The sequence below is a fragment of the Shewanella hanedai genome (assembly GCF_007197645.1).
In the GTDB taxonomy this organism is placed as follows: Bacteria; Pseudomonadota; Gammaproteobacteria; order Enterobacterales; family Shewanellaceae; genus Shewanella; species Shewanella hanedai.
On the sequence record NZ_VKGK01000012.1, the window covers coordinates 90,478 to 106,143 of the forward strand.

At 42.0% G+C, this 15,666-nt stretch carries 13 protein-coding genes; 7 read left to right on the forward strand and 6 right to left on the reverse strand.

Annotated features, from left to right (window positions below):
• Positions 1 to 170: 170 nt before the first annotated feature.
• The 5 genes from FN961_RS11705 to FN961_RS11725 form a co-directional block, all read right to left on the reverse strand.
• A complete protein-coding gene (locus FN961_RS11705; protein ID WP_144040357.1) occupies positions 171 to 2,147 on the reverse strand; it encodes a S1 family peptidase in 1,977 nt (658 codons plus the stop codon).
• A gap of 64 nt (positions 2,148 to 2,211) precedes the next feature.
• Positions 2,212 to 2,418 carry a helix-turn-helix domain-containing protein gene (locus FN961_RS11710; RefSeq protein ID WP_144040358.1) on the reverse strand — a complete coding sequence of 69 codons (207 nt, stop codon included), beginning with the start codon at positions 2,416 to 2,418 and terminating at the stop codon, positions 2,212 to 2,214.
• A 16-nt stretch (positions 2,419 to 2,434) separates the two neighbouring features.
• Entirely contained in the window at positions 2,435 to 3,157 is a 723-nt protein-coding gene (locus tag FN961_RS11715) for a hypothetical protein (RefSeq protein ID WP_144040359.1), read from the reverse strand.
• A 711-nt stretch (positions 3,158 to 3,868) separates the two neighbouring features.
• Positions 3,869 to 5,218, reverse strand: a complete 1,350-nt coding sequence (locus FN961_RS11720; RefSeq protein WP_144040360.1) for a methyl-accepting chemotaxis protein — start codon at positions 5,216 to 5,218, stop codon at positions 3,869 to 3,871.
• 39 nt (positions 5,219 to 5,257) lie between these two features.
• Positions 5,258 to 5,977 (reverse strand): MCP four helix bundle domain-containing protein, encoded by a 720-nt coding sequence (locus tag FN961_RS11725; protein ID WP_185972779.1) that lies wholly within the window; start codon positions 5,975 to 5,977, stop codon positions 5,258 to 5,260.
• Between the two features lie 443 nt (positions 5,978 to 6,420).
• Here FN961_RS11725 and FN961_RS11730 point away from each other — a divergent pair, with 443 nt between their 5' ends.
• Positions 6,421 to 7,086: a hypothetical protein gene (locus FN961_RS11730; RefSeq protein WP_144040362.1), complete on the forward strand. Its 666-nt coding sequence runs from the start codon at positions 6,421 to 6,423 to the stop codon at positions 7,084 to 7,086.
• Positions 7,087 to 7,166: 80 nt separating this feature from the next.
• Here FN961_RS11730 and FN961_RS11735 read toward each other — a convergent pair whose 3' ends face one another.
• Entirely contained in the window at positions 7,167 to 8,087 is a 921-nt protein-coding gene (locus tag FN961_RS11735) for a DMT family transporter (RefSeq protein WP_144040363.1), read from the reverse strand.
• Positions 8,088 to 8,437: 350 nt separating this feature from the next.
• Between FN961_RS11735 and dnaK the strand changes: the two genes are divergently transcribed.
• From dnaK to carA, 6 genes are all read left to right on the forward strand, one after another.
• Positions 8,438 to 10,351 (forward strand): molecular chaperone DnaK, encoded by a 1,914-nt coding sequence (dnaK, locus tag FN961_RS11740; RefSeq protein ID WP_144040364.1) that lies wholly within the window; start codon positions 8,438 to 8,440, stop codon positions 10,349 to 10,351.
• Between the two features lie 112 nt (positions 10,352 to 10,463).
• Positions 10,464 to 11,594: a molecular chaperone DnaJ gene (gene dnaJ, locus FN961_RS11745; RefSeq protein ID WP_144040365.1), complete on the forward strand. Its 1,131-nt coding sequence runs from the start codon at positions 10,464 to 10,466 to the stop codon at positions 11,592 to 11,594.
• Between the two features lie 324 nt (positions 11,595 to 11,918).
• Positions 11,919 to 12,719, forward strand: a complete 801-nt coding sequence (locus tag FN961_RS11750) for a M48 family metallopeptidase (protein ID WP_144040366.1) — start codon at positions 11,919 to 11,921, stop codon at positions 12,717 to 12,719.
• Positions 12,720 to 12,802: 83 nt separating this feature from the next.
• Entirely contained in the window at positions 12,803 to 13,420 is a 618-nt protein-coding gene (gene bamJ / locus FN961_RS11755) for a BamJ family beta-barrel-assembly machinery protein (RefSeq protein WP_144040367.1), read from the forward strand.
• Positions 13,421 to 13,514: 94 nt separating this feature from the next.
• A complete protein-coding gene (gene dapB / locus FN961_RS11760) occupies positions 13,515 to 14,327 on the forward strand; it encodes a 4-hydroxy-tetrahydrodipicolinate reductase (RefSeq protein ID WP_144040368.1) in 813 nt (270 codons plus the stop codon).
• Positions 14,328 to 14,503: 176 nt separating this feature from the next.
• The gene (carA, locus tag FN961_RS11765; RefSeq protein ID WP_144040369.1) at positions 14,504 to 15,661 is read left to right on the forward strand and encodes a glutamine-hydrolyzing carbamoyl-phosphate synthase small subunit; all 1,158 of its coding nucleotides are present in this window, start codon (positions 14,504 to 14,506) and stop codon (positions 15,659 to 15,661) included.
• Positions 15,662 to 15,666: the final 5 nt, after the last annotated feature.

The following is a 15,666-nucleotide window of genomic DNA, read 5'->3' on the forward strand; positions in this document are numbered from 1 at the left end:
TCTTCACTTATGTCTATATTTTCATATTTGCTTTGACTCCCCGCGCTGAAGAGTAGCAGTAAGGTAAAAACTAATGGGGAAAATATATTAAATTTTTTCATAATTTTACTCGATATTAAAAACAACGCGAGGCTATTAGCTTCGCGTTGTACTTCTTATATTGATTGGTATTAATATTTGATTATGGAGTTTGCACTTTCCACTTTCCTTCTTGAGAGCTGAATAGCAAGAGCAGCTAATAGGAGTAGCATAAAGTCGGTGCTACCTCCCTTATCTTTTTCTCTAACATCTATCATGGTTTTGCTAACGGACTTTTCTCCATATTTATCCGTTACTGTCAGTTCAACTTCGACTTTCCCCGCTTTATCTCCAGCTTTAAATTTTGCAATTTTATTGGATGTGTCAGTCAAACTCGCGCCATTGCCTTTTCCTATTAGCTTCCAGCTAAAGGTTAAGGTGTCTCCATCGGGATCTTTAGTGCCACTTGCGTCAATCGTGGTGCTTTGACTTACCTCAATCGGCTTAACTTTTTTAATGCTGATAACTGGTGCTTTATTGGTTATAGTCAGCTGAACATTGTCCAGATAAGCTTTGTCATCACCTTTAGAGCCGGCAGCGTCTTTAGTATAAGCAAACAGTACTCTGTCTTTGCCTTTAGCCAGTGGGAGCTTGACATGCAGGAACTTCTCCTGAGTATTACCACTGGCGAACAACTCTTCATTCTGATTTACCGCTACTCGCAACCCATCCTTATTGGCCTCGGAGCTGACAAGATAGCTGAAGCTTAGTTCAGTGACTCTGTCACTGCTGATAATACCAAGCAATGCTGCGGCATTTCTATCCTCAACAGAATCAGTTTCTATGCCGCTGTCACCTGCGTATGTACGGCTAGACTGGGGTTGCCACTTACCTTTTCCTCCGCTGTGCCACTCGATAAAGCCTGGATAATTGATATCCAGCAGTTTCTTCAGGTCAAGATTTGATTTCTCAGCAATTTCAACAGAGACAGTGGACTTTGCTTGTTTAAGGTGTGGGTGGTTGGTTTCTAGCGCCATCTCAAGACTGGCCGCCCCTGCATTGTTGGTGGCAAACTTAAATTTAATATCGCACTCTTTGCCCGGTTCAATATTCGTTGTGTTACAACTGTTATTGGTAACTTGTGGCGATGCAAGATTATTAAGCTCATTGAACTCCACTTTATTTACAATAAATCTCTCACTGCCTTCGTTCTTGATATTTAAGTTATGAACGACATCCTGAGCCATTTCTAAATAGCCCAAATCGAGTGTTTTGTTGAATGTAACCCCGGAGGATTCCCCATAAATCCAGTCAAGCATCTTGGAGACTCTGACATAGACCCCAGGGAGATTATCGCTGGCACAAACTTGGGCGCCCCAACTGACAATACCTGTTTGGTAAAACTGGCCACCTTTTTTCATAAACAGAGGCCCACCGCTGTCGCCATTACAGGAGTCTTTTTTTATTGTGGCGTAGCCAGCACAGATCATAGTGTCTGTTATTTTTGCATTAGCACCCAGCAGTTCTGCATAGTTTTTACGACATAGGGCTTGATTAAACTGTGGCACATCTGCTTTTTGTAATATTTTAGCCGTGGGTCGTTCGTCATTCTCTACGGTGACGCCAAAACCTATGACTGTCATCATATCACCATCTTTTAACTGTGCAGCCAGCTCAGGCGTAATAAGCTTGATGGGAGTGACCCCTTCCACTGGTTTTTGCAACTCCAGCAGAGCGGTATCTGATTCAGGGTCAGCATATATAGCCTTGAGCTTATGGCGCTTAGCTTCACCTGGTTTTTTTACATCATGGAGCCCGATAATAACATCAACTGAAGCTGGATCTGCATTTCCATATCCAACACAGTGAGCAGCAGTGAGGACATACTTTTTAGCCATTAACGATCCACCACAAAAAGGTTGGACTGCATCTGTTGTAGCTGTGGATGAGCCGATAAGAGAGACCATAAAGGGGAACTCGCTTTTTTGCGCGTCTTCGCCCCCTATAACTCTTGGTGTAGGATTGTTGGTTTTATATTTTGCTATTTTGTCGTATGGATTGGCGAGACAGGCGCCGCTAACTGTTACCGCTAGCGCGATAAGCAGGGTTGTCATTCTAGGGTTGTACATTGTAAACTCCAAGATGTTTAACTGTGTAGTTAAATAAAAAATCCTACCTGAAATAGATTGCCGTCTATTCAGGTAGGTACTCAAGCAAATCACCGGGTTGACAGTCCAGTGCCTCGCAAATCAGTGCTAATGTAGAAAACCTAATTGCTTTAGCTTTTCCTGTTTTTAATATGGATAAGTTTTGAATTGAAATACCGATCTTTTCTGAAAGTTCATTTAGGCGCATATTCCGTTTCGCCAGCATCACGTCAAGATTTACAACTATTTTCATAACCAGTCCTGGTGGATTAGATCAAGGTATCAACTTCTTTTTTAAGGTTTTCTGCATAGCTCATAATTCTCGCCACCACAATTAGAAAAGAACCAAATAGCAGTAGCGTTAAGTTGCTATAAATTCGTGTTCCCATCTCTTGTAACGGGGGAAACTCTAAGTCCGCCATCTCTGGTGGCATGCAATCCAAATCAATGATTTCATGTTCGTTAATCGGACCCATGGGAATCATATTTGGCTGATTTTCAACAACAATGAAGCCATTGGATGTATGAAGAAATAGCGTATCTAATGTCATTGAAGCGATGGCATCAGTGAAGTAGAGGCTAACTAAAAGCCAGCCAATAATCGCAAGCCCTTTAGTGTTACTGCTGTGGAAAACAACGCCCTCGGAATATGATTTAAACAGCTTATCCAGTCGTAATATGATGAAAAGAGTAATAATCAAACATGCGGGCGTGCTTATGTACCATAACCATTTAACGAATAGATTGGGGGAGTCATGAATACTGACTTGGATAGGATATGGAGAATCTGTGGGGATGGTTAACTCATCAAGCATCACTTGAAAACCAAAAATACTTGCTCTGGAGAAGAACTCAAAATCTAAGTTAAAAAAATCATAAAACAAAAAGAAACCTATATTTGAAATCACAATCCCACCGCATATGATCCAAAGCAGTCCCCGTATTGTGATGCCGAGTTTGCGGATTTTTTTTATATCTGAATTAATTTCCATAATTTGAATACCAACAATCACATGTGAAAGTGTTGTTAATGAATATCGTTAATTATTCAATGATAATCATTAAATATTAAAAGTCAAGAGTGCTTGATGTTGAGGTTTATATTTATGATTTTAATAGAAATTATATTTTATTTGGTCATGAGTACGGTATCCTTTTTATTTAGTTACTCGTACGGTATTTTGTTCGCTATTAAATAACAAATTAACATATCTATGTTGATAGTATGTATGCTATTGATTTTTAATTTTAAAATGAAACTAATGGGTCGTTTACTTTTTGTTAGTGTGTAGTATCTATATTTTTAAATGAAGGTTATCTATATTTATATGTTGATTGAACAAACTAATTTATTGATTAGGTGGCTTCAGGTTCCTATATTTAGTTTTGTTTATAAATGTCTTCTTGCTTGTCTGTCTTTAATGATGTTTCATGATGAATAATACCAGTAAGAAATCGTACATAGAGTAAAGACGGGATCTATTTTTCTGGTGAAAAATGATGGGAAGTAGAAAGTCGTATTTATATTGTTTCATCTGAAGTGAGTGCTTTGGAGGGGGGGGGCAACGCGTGAAGCAGGGTCTGTCATGTGTCTATATTCAGAGGGGCTAGATAATAAAATGCCATTAATACTGCTGCATTAATGGCATTATTCCTTAAGTGACAAATTCTCGTAAAGGCATCAGTTTTTTAGAACAATAGGCCTACACCTTAAACTGTTTAACCAAGCCATTTAACCTATCGACAGACTTACTCATGTGTACAGTATTCTCTTGATTTTCTATCGAGGCATTCAAGCTTTCTTCAACGACCGTTTTCACATGACTCACAGACTTTGTTGCTGAGTTTACTATTGATCTTTGTTCCTCTGCGGCTGTAGCAATCTGCTCATTCAATTGGTTTAGGTTTGTGATAGCCATTGATACTCTATCGAGTGCGACTCCAGCTTGATTAGCAATGGTTACCGTTTCCTCACCACCTTCTTTGGATCTCGACATTGAGGTCACTGCTGCACTCGCTCCTTTTTGGAGGTTCTGAATCATGGTTTGAATTTCATTGGTGCAGTTCTGGGTCCGTGAAGCCAGAGTACGAACTTCATCGGCGACGACGGCAAAACCTCGTCCTTGCTCGCCGGCTCTCGCTGCTTCAATCGCGGCATTGAGTGCAAGTAAGTTAGTTTGTTCAGCAATGGCTTGAATAACATCAAGAACAGAAGCAATGTTATCAACTTCTTTATTTAATTCATTGATGACATTTGAACTGTCGTCAATGTGTCCAGCGAGTTCGCCGATAGAGCTGATAGCTTGCTGAACGGTTGTACGTACCGCTTCACTGTCATTGTTTGCATCTTTTGATGCACCAGAACAGTTTTGTGCATTACTGGAGATACTCTCTGCGGCATCATTGACTTGAGCAATATATGAAACCACTTGTTGGACTTCCTTGCTTTGCATATTGACCCGTTCACACACCTTCTCGCTTATATCACTGATAGAGACAATGGAGTTATCAAGGCCATTTGATTCGGTGCTTATTTGTGAAATTAAAGATTGGATTTTCACTACAAACAGGTTGAACTCAACACCGAGTGCAGCCAGTTCATCTTTACCGTCTTCGTCGACTCTTTGGGTCAAATCGCCTTCACCTTCTGCGATATCTTTGAGTCTATTCACTAGGTTATCAACGGGGATGATGATTGCTTTAATAAGGGCAATGATGGTAACAAAGCCAAATACGAGTGCAGTTAACCAAACTACACCAACGGTAGTCACCGCTGTTTTAAGCGCCACTTCAGCCTCGTCATTTGCTAAGTCTGCAAGGGTATCAGCTGCTGCAGTTAACTGTTCTAATAATGCATCAGCTTTTGATATCGATATTTCAAGGTGGTTAGTATAGTCATCTGCCTCCGCTTCATAACGGAGCTGCTCTCGGTAGGTATCAAAAAGTTTTTCATCATTTAGAGCAAGGGCCTGCCATTGAACAAAGTTATATTTAAGATCTTTGGCATCTTGTTTGTCTTCTTCACTCTCAGCTAAGTCAAACAATATTGTCATATGACTTTCGACTTTTTCAGCTAAGACATCAAAGTTCTCTCAGATGGCAGGAAGGTTGCTAGGCTCCTCTTCAGCAAGATACTCTCCTGCAGTATCTTGCATTTCAATAATATAACGCTGTAACTTTAATGCCGCTTCTACCACAGGGTAATCGCGTTCAAAAAGCTCACCTAACACATCATTAACATCGCTTGCGGTTGCTGTTCCTGATTCAGCCAGTATGTCGCCTCGGTCTTCAGCCTTGGCCATTTCAGCTTCATTCTCAATAGCAAATTCATCTAGTGAAGTGATGAGTACACCACCCAAGCCATCAAACTCATTAAGTAATTGTTTTGCTTTCAACTCAAACTCTAACTCTAAGTAATGAGATTGGTACATTTTCTTGGTATCAATTTGCAGTTCCTTGTTGGCTGCCACCGCTTCATTGGCTATCTCTTTCTCTGAAGGATCGAGTAGTTTTTCTAGTTCTTCATAAGAGCTTGTATATACGCCATTTAATGGGGCGATAAAAGTGAACAATTCAGTAATTTCACTGATATCTTCAGAAGCCATTATCTCATTGGCAATTTTTCCTCTTTCCCATAATGATGCGATCATGTCGTCAGTGCTTTCAATGGTTGGTGTAATATCTTCACTTAATCGCTTAATGTTGTTATCAAGCTCATAGACATAGAATAAACCGACACCTGCAGTACCAGATAAGAGCAACAAAAGAAAAATGATAGCTGTAATTAACTTAAGTCTAATCGTTCCAAACATCGTGTATCTCCATGTGTACTTTGAATAGCAATTGCGGTACATGTAAGGGTTAATATGTGTTCAATTTAAGTACGCTCAAAACAAGCTTAATTGACTGATTGATTTAGCTTGAGAAATTGACGTAAATTAAGCTTAGCTAAAGAATTCAGATACTGCCTGAAAGTATAAGTCTCTATTCGGAGTCCTTGATTTATCCTGTTTTCTTTGTGATTAACCCTATCTAAAAACCTTGGTAAACGAAGACTCTGCAGCAGGTTTATCTTTGCGATTAGCAAGCTCGTATTAATCTAACCAAGCATGAGTAAAATTGACCAAAATATAGGAGAGTGACTTTGATTTTATAAATGGATTTACATAAGTGGCTGAAGTGTAACCTTATTATTGTTGGCCTGTATTTTGCTTTATTAAATCCATATCAGGATTTCAATGACAGGATGGCCTTTATGAACATGCTCATAAAAAAAATAACCACAGCAACGCTTAGCAGCATGCTAGTGATCTCTGCAGCATTCTCTACTTTGGCTATTACGCCAGTTCAGGCGGATGCAGATAGAAGCTTGAGCCAGACCTTTGGTTACAATGGTCAGCAAGTGTTATTAGATATGGATGTCGGATCTGCGGAGGTGTTTGCGACTGATGAACAAGAGATTCGAGTTGAAGTGGTGGTTTCTAACGCCGATAGTAGCTGGTTTTCACTCTGGAGCAGTTCAGAACTTGATGATGTCGAATTCGATGTCGATCTGGAATCTAAACGGATTACGCTAAAATTAAACGAGCAAGATGATATTAAGCAGGAGTGGAAAATCTACCTACCCCGCCAGGCTGCGGTCAACCTTAATGTTGGTGTGGGGCAAGTTGAAGTCACTAACATGGAAAGCGATGTTGATATTGACTTGGGTGTTGGTCATGCACAAATAAAACATAGCATTATCTATAGCTCTGTTTCGCTTGAATCTGGTGTCGGTGAAGTAACTGTTGAAGATGGTGGCCACGCGCTAGCTATTGAACGTAACTTTGTCAGACAAGCTTATCATGATGAAGACAGCAGCGGTTTTGGTGAGTTGAGTGTTAATGTTGGTGTTGGCCAAATTGACGTTGAACACTTTTAACGCTCAGCTTAAACACGAGGTTTGCGAACACATAAGCCCATATTGATGGGCTTTTTTGTATCAGAAATTCAGAAGCTTCACTAATGAGAATGAGGTGTTCCACTCTTTAGCTTTATTCTGTTCAGTAATGGCAGTAACTGCTGCAGTGCTAGTGCCATCAAGATAAGACCTAAACCAACGTAAGTGGAACGGGCTATCTCTTCTTGTAAAATCCAAGCAATAAAACCTATGCTCATGACTGGCGACATAAAGGCCATGGTACTGATACTTGCGGTGCGCTCTGCTTTTTTAAGTGCGATTAACCAGAGCACGAAGGTAACCCCCATTTCGAATAACCCCACATAAACACCAGCGGCAAAAGCTTGCAGATTCCAGCTTGGCAGCGTTTGGGTGAATAATAGTGTGCCAAGTATAAAGGGAAACCCCACTAAGAAACTCAATAGTAGGCTGACAACAGGATCCCCTTTATCTTTGGTATTGATGATCCAGTAGAGAGACCAGAGTAAGGTACTGGTAAGCGCTAAGATGACCCCGGTGCCACTTTCAAATGAAAATCCAGTGAGATTGCCATTGGTTGCGATAACGAAAACACCAAAGTAGGCGACAATGGCTGCCACCATGTCACTTTTACGGAGTTTCTGAGCCAGCATTGGAACAGAGAGCAGGGGCAGCAATATGGCCCAAGTATAATTGAGCGACAGTGCCTGTTGTGCGGGCAGCAGATCATAGGCCTTAAAGAGCACAAGGTAATAGAGGAAAGGATTAATTAATCCTGTCTGCAGGTAGAAATAGGGGCGTTGAATAAACTGCGTCTTAATTAGATGGAGTTTTCGCTGTGCAACAAGAATGATGCCGAGAGCAAAGATCGAAGTGACGACAGCGACCAATACTAGCTGTAAAGGAGTGAAGTGTTCCAGTGCAAGTTTAAATGCGGTGGCAACGGTTGACCATAGGCATACCGCACCAATGCCGTAAACATAAGCCTGATTAGATGGTTTCAATTTTTATTACTCACAAGAGACGACTAAATAGCGAGTTGTAGTTTTATCTAAAAACCTGATTCAACCGACTACACTTCTTAATTGCATGCATTATACGGTATCCAGATTTTGATAGTGCGCCAAAGATCAAAAAAATGAGGGTTTATTTCTTTTTTGTATTTCCCCCCTTGTAATCGTTACCCAAGACCCAATATAGGGTGTAAGGAAAGATATTGAGACACTTTGGACCTAGTGCTAACGCTTTAAGCAAAGCAATAAAAGTTTAGCTTGAAATTAGTTTCGTCCGTCCCCATATCTCCATCAGATGACAAAATTAGCTTTTATATAGAAAAGATTTCAGGAGCACCACAATGGGTAAAATTATTGGTATCGATTTAGGCACAACTAACTCTTGCGTAGCTGTACTAGATGGCGGCGTAGCACGTGTATTGGAAAATGCCGAGGGCGATCGTACGACTCCTTCAATCATCGCTTACACCGGTGACGAGATATTAGTGGGTCAACCAGCAAAGCGTCAGGCTGTTACAAACCCAACTAACACTTTCTTCGCGATTAAGCGTCTTATCGGTCGTCGCTTTAAAGATGACGAAGTTCAGCGTGATGTTGACATCATGCCATTCAAAATCATCGGCGCTGATAACGGTGATGCATGGGTTGAAGCTCACGATAAAAAGATGGCTCCGCCACAAGTTTCTGCTGAAATCCTTAAAAAGATGAAGAAGACAGCAGAAGACTTCCTAGGCGAAGAAGTAACTGAAGCAGTGATTACTGTTCCTGCATACTTCAACGATTCACAGCGTCAAGCAACTAAAGATGCTGGCCGTATTGCTGGTCTAGAAGTTAAGCGTATTATCAACGAGCCTACAGCAGCAGCACTTGCTTATGGTATCGATAAGAAGCAAGGCGATAATATCGTTGCAGTATACGATTTAGGTGGTGGTACATTTGATATCTCTATCATTGAAATCGACAGCGTAGATGGCGAGCAGACGTTTGAAGTACTTGCTACTAACGGTGATACCCACTTAGGTGGTGAAGATTTTGATAACCGTATGATTAAGTATCTTGCTGATGAGTTCGAAAAAGAACAAGGCATGAACTTACGTAAAGATCCTTTGGCTATGCAGCGTCTAAAAGAAGCGGCTGAAAAAGCGAAGATTGAACTTTCAAGCACAACTCAAACTGAAGTGAACTTACCATACATCACTGCAGATGCATCAGGTCCTAAGCACTTAGTGGTTAAGATCACTCGTGCCAAGCTTGAGTCTTTGGTTGAAGACTTGATCACTCGTACTCTAGAGCCTCTAAAAGTAGCGCTTGCTGATGCTGACCTAAGTGTTTCAGATATCAACGAAGTGATTCTTGTTGGTGGTCAGACTCGTATGCCTAAAGTACGTGCTGAAGTTTCTGCTTTCTTCGGAAAAGAGTTACGTCAAGACGTTAACCCTGATGAAGCAGTTGCAATCGGTGCAGCAGTTCAAGCTGGTGTACTTTCTGGTGACGTGAAAGATGTACTTTTACTAGACGTTACGCCTCTGTCTCTAGGTATTGAGACTATGGGTAGCGTAATGACTAAGCTTATCGAGAAGAACACCACTATCCCGACTAAAGCTAGCCAAACATTCTCGACAGCAGACGACAACCAAAGTGCGGTAACCATTCACGTACTTCAAGGTGAGCGTAAGCAGTCAAGCGGTAACAAGTCTCTAGGTCAATTCAACCTAGAAGGTATCGAGCCAGCTCCACGTGGCATGCCACAAGTCGAAGTTTCTTTCGATATCGATGCTGATGGTATCTTGCATGTTTCTGCAACCGATAAGAAAACCGGTAAAGCGCAGAACATCACCATTAAAGCCTCTTCAGGTTTAAGTGATGAAGAAGTTGAAGCAATGGTTCGTGATGCTGAAGCACATGCTGACGAAGATGCTAAGTTCGAAGAGCTAGTCGTAGCACGTAACCAAGCTGATGGCATGGTTCACTCGACTAAGAAGCAGATTGAAGAAGCCGGTGATGCATTACCAGCTGAAGACAAAGAAAAGATTGAAGCTGCGATGGCTGCTGTTGATACCGCTACTAAAGGTAAAGACAAAGAAGCAATCGATAAGTCAACTCAAGAGCTAATGGAAGCTTCTGCTAAGTTGATGGAAATTGCTCAAGCTAAAGCTCAAACAGAGCAAGCTCCTGAAGGTGAAGCGAAAGCTGAAAAGCCAGAAGAAGATGTTGTTGATGCTGAGTTTGAAGAAGTAAAAGATGACAAGAAATAATAGAGGCTAACCCCTATATTATAGAGCACGGGCGTTAGGGGAAACTCTAACGCCCGTTGTCACATGATAAGCTAAGTGATTAGCGGTAACTTCAGCAAAAAAGCGTGAGATTATGTCAAAGCGAGATTATTACGAAATATTAAGCGTCGAGCGTGACGCTAGCGAACGTGAAATAAAAAAGGCGTATAAGCGTCTGGCCATGAAATTCCATCCGGATCGCAATCCTGGTGACAAACAAGCTGAAGCCAATTTCAAAGAGGTGAAAGAAGCCTACGAAATTTTGACCGACAGTGATAAGAAAGCAGCCTATGATCAATTTGGTCATGCTGGTGTTGATCCTAATCGTGGTCATGGCGGCGGCAATGCTGACTTCGGTGATGTATTCGGTGATGTGTTCGGCGACATCTTTGGTGGTGGCCGTCGTGGCGGTGGACAGCGTCAAGCTGCTCGTGGCAGCGACCTGCGTTACAACTTAGAGCTGTCTCTTGAAGAAGCGGTTAAAGGGCTAACCAAAGAACTGCGCATTCCAAAACTGACAACCTGTGATACATGTGATGGTAGCGGTGCTAAGAAAGGCACAACTCCTACGACTTGTGGCACGTGTCACGGTCAAGGCCAAGTTCAGATGCGTCAAGGCTTCTTTGCTGTTCAGCAAGCCTGTCCTACCTGTCATGGTCGCGGTAAAATCATTAAAGATCCATGTAATAGTTGTCATGGTGAAGGTCGCGTTGAGAAAAGCAAAACGCTATCAGTTAAGATCCCTGCTGGGGTTGATAACGGCGATCGCATTCGTCTCTCTGGCGAAGGTGAAGCGGGCGAGTTTGGTGCACCTCCAGGTGATCTTTATGTACAAGTTAGTGTGCGTGAGCATGCTATTTTTGTCCGTGACGGTAATAACTTGTATTGTGAAGTGCCAATTTCATTCGGTAAAGCTGCCCTTGGTGGTGAGATTGAAGTACCTACACTTGACGGTAAAGTGAACCTTAAGATCCCAGCAGAAACACAAACAGGACGTATGTTCCGCATGCGCGGCAAAGGCGTTAAGTCTGTACGAAGCCATGCTGTTGGTGATTTGCTGTGTAAGGTTGTGATGGAGACGCCTGTTAAACTTAACGATCGTCAAAAAGAACTGCTTCGCGAATTCGATGAGACCTTAACTGGTTCATCATCTAAGAAGCACAGCCCTAAGGCTGAAGGTTTCTTCGACGGTGTGAAGAAGTTTTTTCAAGATTTGAATAGCTAAATTTAATTTCCAACAGCGAAATTGAATTGATAAAGCCCCGTATTGCTAACGCAAACGGGGCTTTTCTATATAGGGATATATTTATCCTCGGTGGTAAGGATGCCTATATAGAGAGGGTTTTCACAAAGAAAATAGAATGTGCTGTTTCACCTAGAATCAGTCGATCACAGGGACATCGATGGAGGGGATTTATATAGGGATGTCTCTTAATTCCGAAGACATGGCACCTGAAATACTCTCTGAACCAGCAGCACAAAAGTTAATCAAAGTTTGATAGAATATTGCCTAGAACTTAGACGTATTTACATAAAGGATTATCACCCAATGAAATTGCTACCTGTATTATTTGTTTCAGCTTTGGCGTTAACGGGCTGTGCTGCTACGGAGTCGCCAACAGGGAGAAATCAGATATTGCTTTTCTCCTCTCAAGAGATAGATCAAATGGGGGCGAGTTCGTTTGAGCAGATAAAGAAGCAGGAAAAGGTGAGCCAAGATGCCAATCTGAATCGTTATGTGGATTGTGTGGCTAATCGGATCACCAGCGTACTGCCTACATCGAATTTACCTTGGGATGTTGTTGTATTTGAATCGCCTCAAGTTAATGCATTCGCGCTGCCCGGTGGTCATATTGGGGTGTATACGGGATTGTTGAAAGTGGCTGAAAATGAAGATCAACTTGCCACTGTCATTGGCCATGAAGTGGCACATGTTTTGGCCAATCATAGTAATGAGCAAGTTTCTCGCTCTCAAATGACTGGGGTGGGGATGCAACTGGCTGATGTGGCACTCGGTGCTGGTGGAGTGAGCAATAAAGATCTCTATATGGCTGCACTGGGTTTAGGAACTCAAGTGGGCTTTATTCTTCCTTATGGTCGTGAACAGGAAAGTGAAGCCGATGTTATGGGGGTTGAGTTGATGGCAAGAGCAGGCTTTGATCCGAGTCAGAGTATGGTGCTTTGGCAGAATATGGCTAAACAAGGTGGCGGGCAGAGCCCTGAACTTCTTTCTACGCATCCTTCCCATGACCACAGAATTGATGATTTGAGTAATATGCAGGCTCAGGTAGTGCCTTTATATAAGGCAAGTCAGGCTCAGCTTAAACAGGCTTGTCGAATTGATAAATAATTAACATCATTTAAAGAAACTAGATTGTGGTTATGTTAAACTGCTGCGCGAAAATTAATTGAATAATTGAGAGTAGAATCATTATGTCTGACAAGTTTACTACTATTGAAACACAAGCAAGTTACGGCGTTGGTCGTCAACTTGGTGAGCAGTTAGCTGCTAACTCTTTCGAAGGTATCGATATCTCAGCTGTACAACTCGGTCTATCTGATGCATTTGACGGTAAAGAGAGTCAAGTTGCTATGCAAGATCTCCAGGTTGCATTTACAGAGATCAGTCAGCGTATTCAAAAAGTACAGGAAGCTGCTGCTGAAGCTGCTTCAGCTGAAGGCGAAGCATTCCTTGCTGACATCGCAAAGCGTGATGGCATTTTGACATTAGAGTCAGGCCTACAGTATGAAATTCTTAACGAAGGAACTGGTGATAAGCCAGGCCTAGATTCGACAGTTCGTACTCATTACCACGGCACATTCATTAATGGTGATGTGTTTGATAGTTCAGTTGCTCGTAATCAGCCTGCAGAATTCCCAGTATCTGGTGTTATCGCTGGTTGGACTGAAGCACTTCAGCAAATGCCTGTTGGATCTAAGTGGAAGCTTTATGTACCGCATCACTTAGCCTACGGCGAGCGTGGAGCTGGCGCATCTATCCCGCCATACTCGGCACTCGTGTTTGAAGTCGAGTTACTCGATATTCTGTAATATTAAAAGCCTAAGCTAATGTTTAGGCTTTTTTTTGCAAAGATTAGAGTGCGAAGGGCATCAGTACAGTTCGAGTTATTTTAAGGAAGTTATGATGAGTGAAAAAGTAAGAGTGGCAATCACTGGTGGTAGTGGCCGTATGGGGCGTACTCTTATTGAAGCCGCTAGACAACAACCTATTATTTATTTAGGTGCTGTTATCGAACGAGCCGGTTCTACTTTGATTGGTGTTGATGCGGGTGAACTTGCCGGTGTTGGCTCAATGAATGTTCCTATTACCGACTCTTTGGATCTCGCGGTTGATGATTTCGATGTTCTCATCGATTTTACTTCTCCCGAGGCCAGCTTAATTCACACCGATTGGTGTGCTCGTCATGGCAAAGCCATCGTGATTGGTACGACAGGTTTTAATCATTCTCAGAAAGAACTTATTTCAGCTTATGCTGAAAAAATCCCTGTGGTGATGGCGCCTAATATGGCTGTTGGTGTTAACTTGCTTTGGAAACTGCTTGAGATCGCTGCTGAGGTAATGGGAGATTACTCCGATATTGAAATTATCGAAGCTCATCATAGGCATAAGAAAGATGCCCCCTCAGGCACAGCACTTAAAATGGGTGAAGTGATCGCAGAAACCTTAGGCCGTGATCTTGATAAGTGTGCTGTGTATGGTCGTGAAGGAATAACGGGTGAGCGAGATCGTGAAACCATTGGCTTCTCTACCATACGTGCCGGTGACATTGTCGGTGAACATACTGCCATGTTTGCAGATATCGGTGAACGTATCGAAATAACTCATAAAGCATCCAGCAGAATGACATTTGCCAATGGTGCTATGAGAGCCGCTTCTTGGCTCGTTGATCAAGATTCGGGTCTTTATGATATGCAGCAAGTCTTAGGGCTTAAGTAGCTATTTTGTTAAACCGTCAAATTGACGGTTTTTTTTCAAATTTTAAAAATTAAATTAATAGACCAAGTGCACTAACTCATATATAGTTGTCCGAATTTGTCAAAATTTCGTATTTTAACGGATATTGGTATTTTAAAAGCAAGAAAAAACATTATATTTTAGTGGCTTGGCTCTTTTTGGAGGTCGCGTTGACAAAGTCTGCCTTACTCGTACTCGAAGATGGAACTGTATTCTCTGGCACAGCTATTGGTGCCGATGGACATGCTGTTGGTGAAGTGGTTTTTAACACTTCAATGACAGGTTACCAAGAGATCCTTACGGATCCATCATATTCTCGCCAAATTGTAACTCTAACCTACCCTCATATTGGTAATACTGGCACCAATGATGAAGATAAAGAATCTGATAGCGTGCATGCACGTGGTCTGGTTATTCGAGATCTTCCTTTAATTGCTAGTAACTTCCGTAATCAACAATCTCTCAGTGACTACTTAAAAGCACATAATATTGTGGGTATTGCTGATATTGATACGCGTAAGTTAACCCGTATTTTACGAGAAAAAGGCGCACAAGCTGGGTGTATCCTAGTTGGTGAGCAAGACGTGGCTAAGGCGCTTGCTGAAGCAAAAGCTTTCCCAGGTCTAAAAGGCATGGATTTAGCCAAAGAAGTCACAACAGAAACACAGTATCAATGGCGCAGTGGAAGCTGGCGTTTAGTCGGTGGATTGCCTGTTGATACCCCAGAGTCAGATCTTAAGTATAAAGTCGTCGCGTATGACTATGGTGTAAAACGTAATATATTACGTATGCTCGTTGACCGTGGTTGTGATGTGACCGTTGTTCCCGCTCAAACACCAGCATCGACAGTGCTAGCCATGAATCCAGATGGTGTGTTCCTGTCAAATGGTCCCGGCGATCCTGAACCATGTGATTATGCGATTACCGCCATTCAAGAGATCTTAAAAACAGACATTCCAGTCTTTGGGATCTGTTTGGGTCATCAGTTATTAGCGTTAGCGTCTGGTGCTAAGACCTTGAAGATGAAGTTTGGCCATCATGGTGCAAACCACCCAGTAAGTAATATCGAACAAGGTAATGTGATGATCACCAGTCAAAACCACGGTTTTGCTGCTGATGAATCTAGCTTGCCAGCCAACATTAAGGTGACACACAAGTCACTCTTTGATGGTTCTTTGCAAGGTATTCATTTGACGGATAAGCCTGCATTTAGCTTCCAGGGACACCCTGAAGCGAGTCCAGGACCCAATGATGCAGCTCCTTTGTTCAATCATTTTATTGAACTTATTGAATTGTATCGTCAGAACGCCAAATAGTCGGG